This is a genomic window from Nocardioides sp. NPDC059952 (assembly GCF_042730435.1).
Taxonomy (GTDB): Bacteria; Actinomycetota; Actinomycetes; order Propionibacteriales; family Nocardioidaceae; genus Nocardioides.
Window position 1 is genome coordinate 67,361 of the sequence record NZ_JBHWLY010000012.1, and the last position, 16,503, is coordinate 83,863.

The window sequence follows — 16,503 nt, forward strand, 5'->3', positions numbered from 1 at the left end:
TCTCGGCCGACCTACCTGACCTCTCGGCCGACCTACCTGACCTCTCGGCCGACCTACCTGACCTCTCGGCCGACCTACCTGACCTCTCGGCCGACGTACGTGACGCCTCGACGGGCGAGGCGAGTCAGCCGACCAGGACGGCGACGGTGTGGATGATCACGCCGACGAGGCCACCGACGATGGTGCCGTTGATGCGGATGAACTGCAGGTCGCGGCCGACGAAGAGCTCGATGCGGCGGGCGGCCTGCTTGCCGTCCCAGCGCTGGATGGTGTGGGTGATGACGGTGGTCGCCTCGCGGCCGTAGCGCTTGACGACGTAGACGGCCACGTCGGAGGCGAGCGCGTCGTAGCGGCGCTGGAGGGTCTCGTCGAGGACGATCTTCTGGGCGTAGCGGACGACCTCGTCCAGGGCGCGGCGACGGACGACGCCGTCGGGGTCGCGCAGGGACGTGGTGAGCGCACGGCGTAGCGCGTCCCAGATGGAGATGGCTGTGTTGATGACGCCGGGGTGGTCGAGCACCCGCTCCTTGAGGCGCTCGGCGCGCTCCATGGTGGCCTCGTCGTGCTGCAGGTTGTCGGCGAGGTCGGCGAGCATCGTGTCGATCGCCTTGCGGGCGCGATGCTCGGGGTCGTCGCGGATGTCGGCGATCCAGCGGACCAGCTCGACGTGGATGCGGGCGGTCACCGGCTCACGCAGCACCTGCGGCGTCCACCACGGCGCACGCTCGCCGAGCACCTCGGTGACGATCTCCTCGTTCTCCTCGAGCCAGCCGTGCAGCTCGACCAGCGCCAGGTCGACCAGGCCGTGATGGACGCCGTCGTCCAGGGCCGCCTGCAGGGTGCCGCCGAGCAGCGGCGCGATCTGCTCCTCGCGCAGGCGGGGTACGAACCCGTCCTGGATGATCTCGACGATGTGCCGGTTGCTGATCCGGGAGAGTCCGTCGGCGACCACGGTGGAGACCTCGTCGACGACCCGCTTGGCGTTGGGCTCCTCCGAGAGCCACAGCGCGAGCCGCAGCGACGGCATGGCGACGCCGAGCCGCTCGCGGATGGTCTCCTCCTGGAGGAAGTTGTCCTGGACGAACTCCTCCAGGCTGGCACCGAGCTCGTCCTTCCGCTTCGGGATCAGCGCGGTGTGCGGCACCGGCAGTCCCAGCGGGTGACGGAACAGCGCGGTGACCGCGAACCAGTCGGCCATCGCGCCGACCATGGACGCCTCGGCGCCCGCGTTCACGAACCCCCAGAACCCGTCCAGCCGGAGGGTCAGCAGATAGACGATGGCGGCCACGACCAGGAGCCCGGTGGCGACGATCCGCATGCGGCGCAGTGCCTGGCGGCGTACGACATCGGCCTCGGTCTCGACCATCAGGCCGCCGATGCCGGCGCCCCCAGGAGAACTCATGGGCTCAATTGTGCCGGGTCGCCCCACGCGAGGCGATCTGCAACACCAGGACCAGCATTTCTATAGGCTACTCACGGGTTGGCCCACAGGTCAGTTACAAAGCACCCAAGGGCGTCACTGATCCCTTCCCCTGCTCGTTGGAGTGGACGAGAGTGCCTCGGGGGAGGCACACGTCCCACCGAGGAGATACATGTCGTCGCACAACGCGGACGGTGTGGGGTCGCATCTGTTCGACTCGTCGAGGAGCGCTATGTCGTTGACCACCGCCGCCAAGGTGGAGGTCCTCAGCGTCCTCGTCCGCGCCGGCCGGGAGGCCCGCGCCCCACTCACCCCGCACGACTGCAACACCGTGGTCGAGACCAGCGCCCATCTCGCCGAGATCGCGCCGACCCTCCCTGAGGGCACGGCCGGCGAGCGCGCCCGCGCGACCCGCTCCGCGATGGAGCTGTTCCTCTCCGTCGACTGCCCCCAGCTCGCGCCCGAGCTCCGCGAGGAGCTCGCCAGGGCCGTCGAGCACGTCGTCGTACGTCATCCGGCGACCGCCGCCTAGCGCAACAGGGTTTCAACCACCACATCGTCTCGAGCAAAAATGCCGTCGTGACCCCACGGGTCGCGGCGGCGTGCTTGTATGAGAGTCGGGAGGTAGTTGCATGACCATCGTCAGAGCCGCAATCAGCCAGACCACCTGGACCGGGGACAAGGCCTCCATGCTGGACAAGCACGAGGGCTTCGCGCGTGAGGCCGCCGCGCAGGGCGCCCAGGTGATGTGCTTCCAGGAGCTCTTCTACGGGCCCTACTTCGGGATCACCCAGGACAAGAAGTACTACCGCTACGCCGAGCCGGCAGACGGGCCGATCGTGCAGCGCTTCGCGAGCCTGGCCAAAGAGCTGGGCATCGTGATGGTGCTGCCGATCTACGAGGAGGCCGACACCGGGATCTACTACAACACCTCCGTGCTCGTGGACGCCGACGGCACGATCCTGGGCAAGTACCGCAAGAACCACCTCCCCCACGTGGAGAAGTTCTGGGAGAAGTTCTACTTCCGCCCCGGCAACCTCGGCTACCCGGTCTTCGAGTCCGCGGTCGGCAAGGTGGGGATGTACATCTGCTATGACCGCCACTTCCCCGAGGGCTGGCGCGAGCTCGGGCTCAACGGCGCCCACATGGTCTTCAACCCCAACGCCACCAAGCCCGGGCTCTCCAACCGGCTCTGGGAGATCGAGCAGCCCGCCGCCGCGGTCGCCAATGGCTACTTCGTACTCGCCCCCAACCGGGTCGGCCTGGAGGACAACGAGTACGGCGCCGAGGCGGTCAACTTCTACGGGAAGTCCCAGATCGTCGACCCCCGCGGCAACTACGTGGGCGAGCTCGGCTCGGGCGAGAAGGAGGAGCTGCTCGTACGCGACCTGGACATGACCATGGTCCAGGAGATGCGCGACGACTGGCAGTTCTACCGCGATCGGCGGCCCGATTCGTACGCCGCCATCCCCCGACCCTGAGGAGGGCCCATGACCACGCTCATCACGGGCGGCACGGTCGTCTCCGCGACCGGGCGCACCCAGGCAGATGTGCTCGTCGACGGCGAGAAGATCGTCGCGCTCATCTCCCCCGGCGCCAGTCCCTTCGGCACGATCCAGGCTGATCGAACGATCGACGCGACCGGGAAGTACGTCATCCCCGGCGGCGTCGACGCCCATACCCACATGCAGCTGCCGTTCGGCGGCACCAACGCCTCCGACACCTTCGAGACCGGCACCCGGGCCGCGGCTTGGGGCGGCACCACGACGATCATCGACTTCGCCGTGCAACGCTATGGAGAGCGCGTACAGGACGGGTTGGCGCACTGGCACGAGCTCGCCGCCGGCAACTGCGCGATCGACTACGGGTTCCACCAGATCATCGGCGGTGTCGACGACGACGCGCTCAAGGCGATGGACTCGCTCGTGGACGAGGGGATCACCTCCTACAAGCTGTTCATGGCCTACCCCGGTGTCTTCTACTCCGACGACGCGCAGGTGCTGCGGGCGATGCAGAAGGCGACCGACCACGGCCTGCTGACGATGATGCACGCCGAGAACGGGCCGGCCATCGACGTGCTCGCCGCGCAGCTGGCCGAGTCCGGCAAGACGTCTCCCTACTACCACGGCATCGCGCGTGCCTGGCAGATGGAGGAGGAGGCCACCCATCGGGCGATCATGCTCGCCGACGTGACCGGAGCTCCGCTCTACGTGGTGCACGTCAGCGCCAAACAGGCGGTCGCGCAGCTGGCCGCGGCCCGTGATCACGGGAAGAACGTGTTCGGCGAGACCTGCCCGCAGTATCTCTACCTCTCCCTCGAGGAGCAGCTCGGCGCGAGGTCGGAGGAGTGGGGCGACTTCGAGGGAGCCAAGTGGGTCTGCTCGACTCCGCTGCGCTCGCGCGAGGAGGGCCACCAGGACGCGATGTGGCAGGCGCTGCGCACCAACGACCTGCAGATGGTCTCCACCGACCACTGCCCCTTCTGCATGAAGGAGCAGAAGGAGCTCGGCAAGGACGACTTCCGGGCCATCCCCAACGGGATCGGGTCGATCGAGCACCGCGTCGACCTGCTCTACCAGGGCGTGGTGACCGGGCAGATCACGCTCGAGCGGTGGGTGGAGCTGATCGCGACCACGCCGGCGCGGATGTTCGGGCTCTACGGCCGCAAGGGCGTCATCGCGCCGGGAGCCGACGCCGACATCGTCGTCTACGACCCTGCCGGACACACCTCGATCGGTATCGGCGAGGGCAGGACCCACCACATGAACATGGATCACTCCGCCTGGGAGGGCTACGAGATCGACGGGCACGTCGACGTGGTGCTCTCCCGAGGGTCCGTCGTCGTCGCCGAAGGCGAGTTCAAGGGCACCAAGGGCCACGGCAGCTACCTCAAGCGCGACCTGTCGCAGTATCTGGTCTGACGTCATGGACTTCGGTGTCGTCCTCCAAACCAACCCGCCCGCCTGGCGGGTCGTCTCGCTGGCGAAGCAGGCCGAGGCGTACGGCTTCGACCACGTGTGGACCTTCGACAGCCATCTGCTGTGGATGGAGCCGTACGTCATCTACAGCCAGATCCTCGCCGAGACCCGCACGATCAAGGTCGGTCCGTTCGTGACCAACCCGGCGACCCGCGACTGGACGGTGACCGCGTCGGTCTTCGCGACCCTGAACGAGATGTACGGCAACCGCACCGTGTGCGGGATGGGTCGCGGCGACTCGGCGGTGCGGGTGCTCAACGGGAAGCCGTCGACGATCAAGGAGATGCGCGAGGCGACGCACGTGATCCGCGAGCTCGCCAACCGGCGTCCGGTCGAGATCAACGGCACCACGCTGCAGTTCCCGTGGGCCAAGCGCTCCGAGCTGGAGGTGTGGATCGCCGCCTACGGCCCGCTCGCACTGAAAGCCGCCGGGGAGGTCGGCGACGGGTTCATCCTGCAGCTGGCCGACCCCGACATCACCGAGTGGATGATCGGAGCGGTCAAGAAGGCGGCCTCCGACGCCGGCCGCGACCCCGAGTCGCTGACCTTCTGCGTGGCCGCGCCTGCCTACGTCACCGACGGGTCGCCCGAGGCGCTGGATCATGCCCGCGAGCAGTGCCGCTGGTTCGGCGGGATGGTGGGCAACCACGTCGCTGACATCGTGTCGAAGTACGGCAGCGGCGCCGTCCCGCAGGCGCTCACCGACTACATCAAGGGACGCGAGGGCTACGACTACAACGAGCACGGGCGGGCCGGCAACACCCACACCCAGTTCGTGCCCGACGAGATCGTCGACCGGTTCTGCATCCTCGGGTCGGTCGAGGAGCAGGTCGCCAAGCTCGAGCAGCTCGAGAGCCTCGGCGTCGACCAGTTCGCCGTCTACCTGCAGCACGACGCCATGGACCAGACCCTGGCGGCGTACGGCGATCTGGTGATGCCCCGGGTCAATCGGCCGGTGACCACGAAGGCCTGAGCGCGCGATTTCGTTGCTCATGGCGTGAGAATGTAACGAAAACGTAGGCCTTGTCCTGATATACCGTCGTAATCAGTATCCAGGATCGGCGGCGACTCCGCTGCTCCCGGCGTAGAGTGAGGACCCAGATCCATGTCCATCCACGCACCCCAGGGGACAGCCTTGACCAGCGCCAGCGACGCCCGTGCCTACGACCTCGACCGAGCCCACGTCTTCCACTCCTGGTCCGCCCAGGGGTCGCTGAAACCGCTCGTCATCGCCGGCGGGCAGGGCTCGCGGGTGTGGGACGACTCCGGGCACACCTACCTGGACTTCTCCTCGCAGCTGGTCAACACCAACATCGGCCACCAGCACCCCCGGGTGGTGGAGGCGATCAAGAAGCAGGCCGAGACGCTGACCACGATCGCGCCGACCACGGCCAACCTGACTCGTGGCGAGGCCGCCGAGCGGATCACCGACATCGCGCCGGTGGGCTTCAACAAGGTCTTCTTCACCAACGCCGGCGCCGACGCGGTCGAGAACGCGATCCGGATGGCGCGCATCCACACCGGTCGCGACAAGGTGCTCTCGACCTACCGCTCCTACCACGGCAACACCGGCGCGGCGATCGTCGCGACCGGCGACTGGCGACGGATCCCGAACGAGTACGCCCGCGGCCACGTCCACTTCTTCGGCCCCTACCTCTACCGCTCGGAGTTCTGGGCGACCACGCCGGAGCAGGAGTCCGAACGCGCCCTGCACCATCTGCGAAGGGTGATCGAGTCCGAGGGGCCCGCGTCGATCGCGGCGATCCTCCTCGAGACCATCCCCGGCACCGCCGGGATCATGATCCCGCCGCCGGGCTATCTTCCCGGGGTCAGGGCGCTGGCCGACGAGTTCGGGATCATGCTCGTCCTCGACGAGGTCATGGCCGGCTTCGGCCGCACCGGCGAGTGGCTCGCCCTGGACGCCTACGACGTCGTCCCCGACCTGATCACCTTCGCCAAGGGGGTCAACTCCGGCTACGTACCCGCCGGCGGGGTGATCATCTCCGACCCGGTCGCGGCGACCTTCGACGACCAGGTCTTCCCCGGCGGGCTCACCTACTCCGGCCACCCGCTCGCGATGGCGTCGATCGTGGCGACCATCGAGGCGATGAACGAGGAGGGCATCGTCGACAACGCCGCGACCATCGGCACCGACCACATCGCCCCCGGTCTCGCGGCGCTGGCCGAGAAGCACGACGTGATCGGGGAGGTGCGCGGCACCGGGGTCTTCTGGGCCCTCGAGCTCGTCACCGACCGCGGGACGCGCGAGCCGCTCCCGGCCGCGACGATGGGCCGGATCAAGTCCGATCTCATCGCCCGCAACCTGATCCCTTTCACCATGGAGAACCGCATCCACGTGGTGCCCCCGTGCGTCGTCACGCCCGACGAGGTCGCCGAGGCGATCTCGATCTACGACGACGTGCTCGGCTCCCTGTAAGCAGCTCAGTAAGGACGCATGACATGACCGACCTCCCCATCCTCGACCACTGGATCGGCGGGGCCACCAACCCCGGCACCGGCACCCGTCTCGGCGACGTCTACAACCCCGCCCTCGGCACCGTCCAGAAACGCGTACGTTTCGCCGCGGCTGCCGACGTCGACACCGCCGTCTCCGCGGCCAAGAAGGCGTTCGAGGAGTGGAGCGAGACCTCGCTGACGCGGCGTACGGCAGTGCTCTTCAAGTTCCGCGAGCTGCTCAACGCCCGCAAGGGCGAGCTCGCCGAGATCCTGACGTCCGAGCACGGCAAGGTGCTCTCCGATGCCGCGGGCGAGATCGCCCGCGGCCTCGAGGTCGTCGAGTTCGCCTGCGGGCTCTCCCACCTGCTCAAGGGCACGGTCTCCGAGCAGGTCTCCTCGGGCGTGGACGTGACCACCCTCAAGCAGCCGCTCGGCGTGGTGGGCATCATCAGCCCGTTCAACTTTCCCGCCATGGTGCCGATGTGGTTCTTCCCGATCGCGATCGCGGCCGGCAACGCGGTCGTGGTCAAGCCCTCGGAGAAGGACCCGACCGCGTCCAGCTGGATCGCCGAGCTGTGGTCCGAGGCAGGGCTGCCCGACGGGGTCTACAACGTCGTGCACGGCGACAAGGAGGCGGTCGACGCGCTCCTCGACAACCCCGACGTCGCCTCGATCTCCTTCGTCGGCTCCACCCCGATCGCCCGCTACGTCTACGAGCGCGGCACCGCCGCCGGCAAGCGGGTCCAGGCGCTCGGCGGCGCCAAGAACCACATGCTCGTGCTGCCCGACGCCGACCTCGACCTGGTCGCCGACTCGGCGGTCAACGCGGGCTTCGGGTCGGCCGGCGAGCGGTGCATGGCGATCTCCGTCGTGCTCGCGGTCGACTCGGTGGCCGACAGCCTGATCTCGAAGATCACCTCGCGGATGGCCACGCTCAAGACCGGCGACGGCACCCGGGGGACCGACATGGGACCGCTCATCACCGGCGCCCACCGCGACAAGGTGGCTGCGTACGTCGACGTGGCTGCCACCGACGGGGCCGAGGTCCTCGTCGACGGTCGCGGGATCGAGGTGGACGGCGACCCGAACGGGTTCTGGGTCGGACCTACGCTGGTCGACCGGGTGCCGACCACGTCGACCGTCTACACCGAGGAGATCTTCGGCCCGGTGCTCTCGGTCGTCCGCGTCTCCGGATACGAGGAGGGCCTGGAGCTGATCAACTCCGGGCAGTTCGGCAACGGCACCGCGATCTTCACCAACGACGGCGGTGCCGCCCGGCGGTTCCAGCGTGAGGTGCAGGTCGGGATGGTCGGCGTGAACGTGCCGATCCCGGTCCCCGTCGCCTACCACTCCTTCGGCGGCTGGAAGGCGTCGCTGTTCGGGAACGCGAAGGCGTACGGCCCCGCGGGGCTGGACTTCTTCACCCGGGAGAAGGCGGTCACCACCCGGTGGCTGGACCCCTCGCACGGCGGGATCAACCTGGGGTTCCCGCAGAACTCCTAAGCCCAGTAGTCGTCCTCGGGGCTGCCTACGTCGAGCTTCTGCTCGGCGTAGTCGGCCTCATCGACGTCGTCCGGCGTCGAGGTCACGGTCTCCTCGGCGTCCAGCGGCGCCTCGTCGTCGATGGTCTCCTCCACGACGTCGGTCGCCTGCTCCTCGATGTCTGCCTCTGCTGCGTTCTCGGTCATCCGTCCTCCCGGGTCGGCGTGCTCGCAGTCCAGTAGACCACCGGCCACAAGCGCGTGTCATCGCTACGATCCGTCCTATGCGCCCTGCCTCCGAGGCCTGCGGATCGACGTGGGCTCGCAGCTATGACTACACCGCGCGCGAGCTCGTGCGGCCACGTTCCGTGGAGGACGTACGCGACCTCGTGCGGCGCGAGCCACGGCTGCGCGCGCTGGGGTCTCGACACTCCTTCACCGATCTCGCGGACACACCGGGGGTGCTGGTGTCGCTCGACGGCCTGGAGGAGTCACCGACCTTGGTCGGCGATGTGGTCCGGGTGCCCGGCGGGATGCGCTACGGCGAGCTCGCCGCCTGGTTGCAGGAGCACGGGCGCGCGCTGCCCAACCTCGCCTCGCTCCCCCACATCTCGGTCGCCGGCGCGGTCGCGACCGGCACTCATGGCTCCGGGGTCGGCAACGGCTCGCTGGCCACCTCCGTGACCGCGTTGGAGATCGTCGACGGCCGCGGCGACCTGGTGCACCTCTCGGCCGGGGAACCCGACTTCCCCGGGGCCGTGGTCGGCGTCGGCGCCCTGGGGATCGTGACCCATCTCGAGCTGCTGACCTCGCCGACCTACCAGGTCGCTCAGACGGTTCACGAGGGTCTTGCCTACGCTGACCTGCGAGAACACCTCACCGAGATCCTCGGCGCGGCCTACTCGGTGTCGATCTTCACCCGGTGGGCAGACGAGCCCGAGACGACCGGAGCGAGGTCGAGCGGCGAGCTTGCTCGTCCGCTCGCGCCGAGCGAGGGAGTAACCGCGCGCAGCGCGGACGGGTCCGTCGCCCGGGTCTGGGTGAAGTCGCGCTCGACGACGCCGGAGATACCCGGGACCGTGCTCGCGACCCGGCCCCACCATGTCATTCCGGGCCTCGACCCGGCCCCGTGCACCGAACAGCTCGGCGTGCCGGGACCGTGGCACGAGCGGTTGCCCCACTTCCGGCTCGACTTCCAGCCGAGCGTCGGCGCCGAGCTGCAGAGCGAATACCTGGTGCCGCTCGATCGCGCGCAGGAGGCGGTCGAAGCCGTCCGGTCGCTCGCCGACCGGGTCCGGCCGCTCCTGGAGGTGAGCGAGATCCGCGCGGTCGCCGCCGATGAGCTGTGGCTCTCCCCCGCCTATGGCGCCGACACGGTGGCGCTGCACTTCACCTGGAAGGCCGACCCCGCCGGCGTACGCGAGCTCCTGCCGGACCTGGAGGAACGGCTCCCGGCCGGCACCCGACCGCACTGGGGCAAGCTCTTCGCCACCGAGGACCCCGGCGCCGAGTTCCCCCGCTGGGACGACTTCCGGGACCTCGTACGCCGCTTCGACCCCGACCGCCGGTTCTGGAACGCCTGGCTGGATCGGGTGCTCGGCTGAGATTTCGGGGTAGTCCGGCCCGGCGACGTCAGTCCTCGACGAACTGGCGGTGGTTGCGGATCACCTCGGCGATGATCACGTTGAGGATCTTCTCGGCGAACTCAGGGTCGAGACCGGCGTCGTCGGAGAGCCGACGGAGTCGCTCGATCTGGACCGCCTCGCGGCTGGGGTCGGCCGGCGGGAACCCCGCGCGCGCCTTCAGCCGGCCGACCTGCTCGGTGCACTTGAAGCGCTCGGCGAGAAGGTGGACAAGGGCGGCGTCGAGGTTGTCGATGCTGCCGCGCAGGCGGAGGAGCTCGTCGTGGGCTGCGCTGTCGGGTTCGGTCACAGCGCTATCAAACCTGATGCGAGCCCCTGAGCACGGACGAGTCTTACTCGCCGGACTCCTTCGAGGACTGCTCCGCAAGCGCCTTGTCGATGTCGAGGTCGACGACGGCGTCGATGACCTGCTTGAGCGCGGGCGCGGGGAGCGCACCGGGCTGGGAGAAGACGAGGTTGCCCTTCTTGAAGGCCATCAGCGTCGGGATCGAGGTGATGTTGGCGGCACCGGCGAGCGCCTGCTCGGCCTCGGTGTCGACCTTCCCGAAGACGATCTCGGGGTGCTCCGCGGAGGCGGCGTCGTAGACGGGCGCGAACTGGCGGCACGGGCCGCACCAGGACGCCCAGAAGTCGACGAGGACGATCTCGTTGTCGGTGACGGTGCTCTCGAAGTTCTCTGCGCCGAGCTCGACGGTGGGCATGGGGCTCTCACTTCCGGTAAGGGTGGGTGCGCGCCGGATCGGCGGGCACGTACGTCTCAACGCACGTGCGCCACCGAGGATTCCCCGTGCGGATACCTCCTCAGGTCAGGGAAGGCGCTTGGCCTTCGGCCCGATCTGCCGCTCGATGCGGCTGCGTGGCTGCCCGGTCAGCTTGGCGACGATCGGAACCCGGTACACGTATCCACCGACAGCCGCTGCGATGACCAGCAAGATAATCCAGAACATGTGATCCAGAGTACGCCGCACCACCCAGGCCCCACCTCAGGATTGTCCCTGAGATGAGGCCCGGATGAGGCCCGGATGAGTCCCGGGTCGGCGTCAGGCGGCGCGCCGGCCGCGGCGGCCGGACTCGCGCTTGCGGAGGGCGTCGGTGAGCAGCGAGACCAGGGCCTCGAGCTGCACGTCGGCGGAGTCGGTGACCTCCTCGTCGGAGCCGTCCAGAGCACGTGCCGCGAGGCCGGCCTTGGAGTCGATCAGCTCAGCGATCCGGGTGTCGATGGTCTGGCTCGCGATGATGCGCCACGCCGTGACCGGCTCGGTCTGGCCGATCCGGTGGACGCGGTCGATCGCCTGGGTCTGCTCGGCGTCGGTCCAGGAGAGCTCGGCCAGGATCAGGTTGGAGGCGGCCTGCAGGTTGACGCCGACACCGGCGGCGGTGAGCGAGCAGACGATGATCTTGACCTCGGGGTCGTTCATGAACTCGTCGATCGCCTTCTCGCGCGCCTTCGAGGTCTGGTCGCCGCGGATCGTGGAGTAGCGGATGCCGCGCTCCTCGAAGAGCTTCTGCGCGGTGTCCATCACTTCGATGTGCTTGGCGAAGAAGACGACCTTGCCGACGTTGCGGGCCAGCTGGGCGGCGTAGTCGGCGGCCAGCGAGGCCTTCGCGCGACCGATGCGGCGCATCATGCCGAAGACGTTCTCGCCGGTGGAGGCGTCCTGGTCCTCGCGCTCCCAGGTGGCGACGCGGCGGATCAGCTCGAGGTCGAGCTCGCCGGGGGCCGGCTTGGCACCGGTCACCCGGGTCTCGATCGCGGTGTCGTAACGCTGCATCATCCGCTTGGCCAGCTCGGCCTCGGCGGCCCGGATCGAGCGGCCCTCGGCGTCGTCCAGCTCGACCGGAAGGTCTGCGATGCGGCGCGCCGGGATGTCGCTGGCGACGTCGATCTTGCGACGACGCACGATGCCCTGGTTGACCACGACCCGGCGAGCCGCTCCGTAGAACGAGTTGTCCTGCGGGGTCAGCCCGGTCTCCTCGAGCCCCTCGAGCAGTCCGTTGAGCGGCTTGACGTCGTCGATCCAGCCGAGGAACTGCCAGATCGCCCGGAAGTCCTCGATGTCGTTGATCAGCGGGGTGCCGGTCAGCGCCATCAACAGCGGGTTGGCCGTACGCTGCCGGATCTTCTCCGAGAGGGCCAGCACGTGCTGGGAGCGCTGGGAGGACTTGTTCTTGATGAAGTGGGCCTCGTCGACGACCATGCCCTTGAAGCCGAACTCGCCGAGCCATCCGACGTGACGGTCGAGGATCTCGTAGTTGACCACGACGATGTCGGCGAAGCCGTCGATGTCCTCGCCGTTGCCGTGCACGACGGTGGCCTTCTTGGACGGCGTCCAGAGGTCGACCTCGCGCGCCCAGTTGGCCTTGACGACGTTGGGCACGACCACGAGCAGGGGGTAGGCATTGGCTGCCTCGGCGGCGAGCAGGGCCTGCGCGGTCTTGCCCAGGCCGGGCTCGTCGGCCAGCAGGTAGGAGCGGTGGCCTTCGGCCGCCGAGGCGACCAGCTGGGCCTGGTGGTGCATGAGCTCGCGGGTGCCGGGTGCGTCGATGTGGCCGGGGCCGTAGGCCGGCGGCTCGGGCAGCGGCATGCAGGAGGGGCCGGAGTCGGCGTACTCGAAGCTTCGGAACAGCGGCCCGAGGAGCTCCCAGCCGGACAGGCGGCGGGCGTGCACAGGCGGGCGGGCGTTGGTGAAGTCGGGCACCAGGAACGGGTTGGAGAGCTGGCGCTGGACGACGCTCGCCGGGACCACGCGCTTGTCGGGGACGACGGCGGCGGGGGTCTCGTCCTCGTCCTCCTCCAGGTCCTCGTCCTCGGGGACGTCGACGCCACCACGGGCCATCAGCTCGTGCTTGAGCTCGACGGCGGCGTCGGAGACCTCGGCACCCTCGGCGAGGAGCTCGAAGAGGCGCGAGTCCATGGTCGCGGTCTTGGCGAGGATCGTGGCGATCCCGTCCAGACGCTTGAGCTGCTCGGCACGGCGGCCCTCGTTGAGGGTCTCGTCCTCGAGCACGCGGTGGCGCTCGTCTCGGGCGAGGAGCGCGACGACCTGGAACTTGGTCCGTACGTCGGGCATGGCCGAGCGGCGCTGCACCGCCGACTCCACCTCGCGGACGACCTGCGCGAGCACCGGAATGATGCCCTCGTTGTCCTTGTGGACGCCCTTGCGGCGACCGTTCTGCCCGGACTTGCCGGCACTGCCGTTGCTACGCGAACGGCCGGACCGGTTGTTGCGCCGGGTAGCGGCTCCCTGAGCCAACTGAATCCTCCTTGGGGCCACGCACGGGTGAGTGGCATGTCCAAATGCCGACCCTCATCGGCCGGTCGCCCTCCCAGGGCTCACGCAGATCGATGGCTGACGACTGACGACCGCGTCCAAACAGCGGATACGCGCGATCGGCGCCTCATCGACCGGGCCAGTGACCCGTTCGGTCCCCACGACGAACGTTCACGAGCCGGGCGCTTGCAGCGAGTGTAACCCCACCCACACCTGTTAGTGGAAGTCTCGTTCCGCGTTTTCTGTCAATTGATCAAACACGGGCGTCAGGAGGCAGGCGCGACGGCTCAGTCGGCCAGGTACTGATCGGCCCACGCGGAGATGATCCGGGCGGCGCGCTGGGCCTGACCCCGCTTCGTGAGGAGGTGGTCGGAGCCCTCCAGCGACACGAAGGACCGCGGGTGGCGGGCGGTGTTGAAGATGTCGGAGGCGTTCTCGATGCCGACCGTGGTGTCCGTGGGGCTGTGCATGACCAGGAGCGGCTTCTTGAGCTGCATGATCTTCTGGCGCAGGTCGGCGCGGCGTACGTCGTCGACGAAGGCCTTGCGCAGGGTCAGCGACTTGCCGCCGGCCATCCACGGGGACTCGCCGTCCTCCAGCACCCGGGAGAGCACCGCGTCGTAGTTGTGCTCCACGTGGGCGGGCTGGAACGGGGCACCGACGGTCGCCACGGCGTCTACCCCGACCGCGTCATGCGCCGCGGCCAGGACCGCCGCGCCGCCGAAGGAGTGACCGACGAGCAGCTCGGCCGTGGTGCCGCGCTCGGCCATGAACTTGGTGGCCTCGACCGTGTCGGCGACCTTGTGGGTGAACGAGCCGTCGCCCCAGTCGCCCTCGGAGCCGCCGAGACCGAGGTTGTCGAAGCGCAGCATCCCGATGCCCTCGGCTGCGAGCTGCTTGCAGATCCGCGCCGCCGCCGGCGACTCCTTGCCGAGGGTGAAGCCGTGGCTGAAGACCCCCCAGCCGCGCACCTCGCCCTCCGGGAGGTCGATCAGGCCGGCCAGCTTCGGCCCGGACGTGCTCTTGAACCACACCTTTTCTGTTGCCACGTGCCACATCGTCGCGTGCCGGGGCGCTACGTGCGAGTAGGCCGTGCTGAATTTGTCTGGACGCCGGCATGGTCGTGACCGTATATTCGTCTACGAATATACGGAGGTGAGTGATGGCACGGCGCAAGGTGAGCAACCTGACCGGGCTCGCGGTGCTCGGCACCGTGGTGCAACGACCGATGCACCGCTACGAGATCGCCTCGCTCATGCGCGCCCGCGGCAAGGGCGACGACGTCGATATCAAGTGGAGCTCGCTCTACACGGTCGTGGCGAGCCTGGAGAAGCACGGGTTGCTCGAGGTCGCCGGCACCGACCGCCAGGGCGCGCGCCCGGAGCGCACGATCTACCGCATCACCGAGGCGGGGCGTGCGGAGCTGGTGGAGTGGACCCGCGAGCTGCTCACCACCCCCGTGAGCGAGCAGTCCGGCTTCGTCGCCGGCCTCTCGATGATGGTCGCGCTCTCCCCCGACCAGGTCGCCGACGCGCTGCGCGACCGGCTGACCGCGCTGGAGCAGATGGTGCGCGAGCTGCGGGCGGCGTACGAGGAGGCGGAGGTCCCGCGCCTCTTCCTGGTCGAGACGGAGTACGCGATCGCGATGCGCGAGGCCGAGGCCGCCTGGGTCCGCACGCTGCAGGCCGACCTCGCCTCGGGCACCTACCCGCTCGTCGAGGAGTGGCGCGAGTGGCACCGCAGCGGTGCGATGCCGGACGAGCTCGTCGACCTCGCGGAGCGGGGCGCCGAGCAGGACTGAAACCAAGAACGACCTGGCGGCGGTGCGGCAACACCGCCACCAGGCCCACCTAAGAGAACCGGCACCGCGGCAACGGCGACACGGCTCGGATGGCACTGAGCAGACTATCCGCCGACGCCGCGGTCCTCACCAAGGAGAAGAACCGTGGCATCCATCTCATCAGCACTCGTGATCGGCGGCGGCGTCGCCGGTCCCGTGACCGCGGCCGCGCTGGCAAAGGCCGGCATCGAGGCGACCGTCTACGAGGCCTACCCCGAGCCCACCGAGGGCATCGGTGGCCTGCTCGCGCTCGAGCCGAACGGCGTCGTCGCCCTCGACACCATCGGCGCCGCCGCCGGCGTGCTCGAGGCCGGCACCCCGATCACCCGCTCCCGGATGGCGATCGGCGGCCGTACGTTCGACCTGACCGCCTCGCCGGCCGGGTTGCCGGCGCGGCAGGCGATCGAGCGCGCCGACCTGCACCGCGTCCTGCGCGAGCAGGCGGTCGCGGCCGGCGTACGTCTCGAGCACGGGCGGCGGCTCGTCTCGGTCTCCGAGGAGGCCGACGGCGTGGTGGCGCACTTCGACGACGGGTCCTCGGCAAGCGGTGACGTCCTCGTCGGCGCCGACGGGGTGCGCTCGACCGTGCGTACGCTCATCGACCCGGGCGCGCCCGGCGCGAACTACACCGGGCTGCTCGGCTTCGGTGGGTACGCCGACGTCGACCTCGATGTCGAGCCGGAGACGATGACCTTCGCGTTCGGGCGGCGCGCCTACTACCTCTACTGGCGCCACGGCGACGGCCGGGTGGCGTGGGGCGCCAACCTGCCCTCGCCCTACCTCAGCCTCACCGAGGCCCGCCGGACAGCGCCCGAGGAGTGGTTGCGCACGCTCCGCGAGGTGTACGCCGACGACGACCCCGGTGCCCTCCTGGCCGCCTCGACGTCGGACGAGTCGCTGCAGGTGGTCGGGGCGCTGCACATCATGCCGCCGGTGCCGCACTGGCACCGCGGCCGGATGGTGCTGGTGGGCGACGCGGTGCACGCACCGTCGAACAGCACCGGCCAGGGCGCCTCGCTCGCGATCGAGAGCGGCATCCAGCTGGCTCGCTGCCTGCGCGACCTGCCGTCGGTCGGGTCGGCGTTCGCCGCGTACGAGGGTCTGCGGCGTACGCGAGTGGAGAAGATCGCGGCTCGCGGGGCGAAGATCAACCACACGAAGGCGCCCGGTCCGCTCGCGCGGCGGGTGATGCCGCTGGTGCTGCCGCTCGTCTTCCGGGCCCCGGCCGTGGCTCGCGTTGCCGAGGAGGAGCAGCGCTACGCGATCGACTGGGACGCGAAGGTCGCCTGACGCGGGTGGTCGGAGTCTGTCGAGACCGCCCCCGGTCGACCAAGACAGGCCCAAAACACAGGACGTGCGGTGATCAAAAAGGGTTTTTGGAAAAGACATTAACCCAGGGGGCCCGCCGGCGC

At 69.2% G+C, this 16,503-nt stretch carries 16 protein-coding genes; 9 read left to right on the plus strand and 7 right to left on the minus strand.

From position 1 onward, the window contains the following. Positions 1 to 124 precede the first annotated feature (124 nt). The gene (locus ACFV9G_RS08195) at positions 125 to 1,402 is read right to left on the minus strand and encodes a DUF445 domain-containing protein (protein ID WP_378726604.1); all 1,278 of its coding nucleotides are present in this window, start codon (positions 1,400 to 1,402) and stop codon (positions 125 to 127) included. 250 nt (positions 1,403 to 1,652) lie between these two features. Here ACFV9G_RS08195 and ACFV9G_RS08200 point away from each other — a divergent pair, with 250 nt between their 5' ends. The 6 genes from ACFV9G_RS08200 to ACFV9G_RS08225 all read left to right on the plus strand — a co-directional run bounded on the left by ACFV9G_RS08200 (position 1,653) and on the right by ACFV9G_RS08225 (position 8,358). Then, complete coding sequence (locus ACFV9G_RS08200; protein ID WP_378726605.1) at positions 1,653 to 1,952, plus strand: hypothetical protein; 300 nt, start codon at positions 1,653 to 1,655, stop codon at positions 1,950 to 1,952. A 100-nt stretch (positions 1,953 to 2,052) separates the two neighbouring features. Then, a complete protein-coding gene (locus ACFV9G_RS08205) occupies positions 2,053 to 2,901 on the plus strand; it encodes a nitrilase-related carbon-nitrogen hydrolase (protein ID WP_378726607.1) in 849 nt (282 codons plus the stop codon). A gap of 9 nt (positions 2,902 to 2,910) precedes the next feature. Further along, positions 2,911 to 4,341 (plus strand): dihydropyrimidinase, encoded by a 1,431-nt coding sequence (hydA, locus tag ACFV9G_RS08210; RefSeq protein WP_378726609.1) that lies wholly within the window; start codon positions 2,911 to 2,913, stop codon positions 4,339 to 4,341. Positions 4,342 to 4,345: 4 nt separating this feature from the next. Further along, positions 4,346 to 5,371, plus strand: coding sequence for a TIGR03842 family LLM class F420-dependent oxidoreductase (locus tag ACFV9G_RS08215; RefSeq protein WP_378726611.1), 1,026 nt, complete (start codon positions 4,346 to 4,348; stop codon positions 5,369 to 5,371). 132 nt (positions 5,372 to 5,503) lie between these two features. Beyond that, positions 5,504 to 6,835, plus strand: a complete 1,332-nt coding sequence (locus ACFV9G_RS08220) for an aspartate aminotransferase family protein (protein WP_378726613.1) — start codon at positions 5,504 to 5,506, stop codon at positions 6,833 to 6,835. 23 nt (positions 6,836 to 6,858) lie between these two features. Then, the gene (locus tag ACFV9G_RS08225) at positions 6,859 to 8,358 is read left to right on the plus strand and encodes a CoA-acylating methylmalonate-semialdehyde dehydrogenase (RefSeq protein ID WP_378726615.1); all 1,500 of its coding nucleotides are present in this window, start codon (positions 6,859 to 6,861) and stop codon (positions 8,356 to 8,358) included. Here ACFV9G_RS08225 and ACFV9G_RS08230 read toward each other — a convergent pair. Beyond that, positions 8,355 to 8,543, minus strand: a complete 189-nt coding sequence (locus tag ACFV9G_RS08230) for a hypothetical protein (RefSeq protein WP_378726617.1) — start codon at positions 8,541 to 8,543, stop codon at positions 8,355 to 8,357. The genes ACFV9G_RS08225 and ACFV9G_RS08230 overlap by 4 nt on opposite strands. A 77-nt stretch (positions 8,544 to 8,620) precedes the next feature. Between ACFV9G_RS08230 and ACFV9G_RS08235 the strand changes: the two genes are divergently transcribed. Then, a complete protein-coding gene (locus ACFV9G_RS08235) occupies positions 8,621 to 9,940 on the plus strand; it encodes an FAD-binding protein (RefSeq protein ID WP_378726619.1) in 1,320 nt (439 codons plus the stop codon). A gap of 28 nt (positions 9,941 to 9,968) precedes the next feature. On the opposite strand, the gene ACFV9G_RS08240 is transcribed toward ACFV9G_RS08235, so the two are convergent. From ACFV9G_RS08240 to ACFV9G_RS08260, 5 genes are all read right to left on the minus strand, one after another. Beyond that, entirely contained in the window at positions 9,969 to 10,268 is a 300-nt protein-coding gene (locus ACFV9G_RS08240; protein ID WP_141803040.1) for a chorismate mutase, read from the minus strand. Positions 10,269 to 10,311: 43 nt separating this feature from the next. Next, complete coding sequence (gene trxA, locus ACFV9G_RS08245) at positions 10,312 to 10,680, minus strand: thioredoxin (RefSeq protein WP_091050942.1); 369 nt, start codon at positions 10,678 to 10,680, stop codon at positions 10,312 to 10,314. A gap of 105 nt (positions 10,681 to 10,785) precedes the next feature. Further along, entirely contained in the window at positions 10,786 to 10,926 is a 141-nt protein-coding gene (locus tag ACFV9G_RS08250; protein WP_176884193.1) for a hypothetical protein, read from the minus strand. A 93-nt stretch (positions 10,927 to 11,019) separates the two neighbouring features. Then, positions 11,020 to 13,233, minus strand: a complete 2,214-nt coding sequence (locus ACFV9G_RS08255; protein ID WP_378726622.1) for a DEAD/DEAH box helicase — start codon at positions 13,231 to 13,233, stop codon at positions 11,020 to 11,022. A 305-nt stretch (positions 13,234 to 13,538) separates the two neighbouring features. Continuing rightward, complete coding sequence (locus ACFV9G_RS08260; protein ID WP_378726624.1) at positions 13,539 to 14,300, minus strand: alpha/beta hydrolase family protein; 762 nt, start codon at positions 14,298 to 14,300, stop codon at positions 13,539 to 13,541. Between the two features lie 113 nt (positions 14,301 to 14,413). Here ACFV9G_RS08260 and ACFV9G_RS08265 point away from each other — a divergent pair, with 113 nt between their 5' ends. Next, positions 14,414 to 15,052, plus strand: a complete 639-nt coding sequence (locus tag ACFV9G_RS08265) for a PadR family transcriptional regulator (protein WP_378726625.1) — start codon at positions 14,414 to 14,416, stop codon at positions 15,050 to 15,052. 144 nt (positions 15,053 to 15,196) lie between these two features. Next, a complete protein-coding gene (locus ACFV9G_RS08270) occupies positions 15,197 to 16,381 on the plus strand; it encodes an FAD-dependent oxidoreductase (RefSeq protein ID WP_378726627.1) in 1,185 nt (394 codons plus the stop codon). The last annotated feature ends 122 nt before the right edge of the window (positions 16,382 to 16,503 follow it).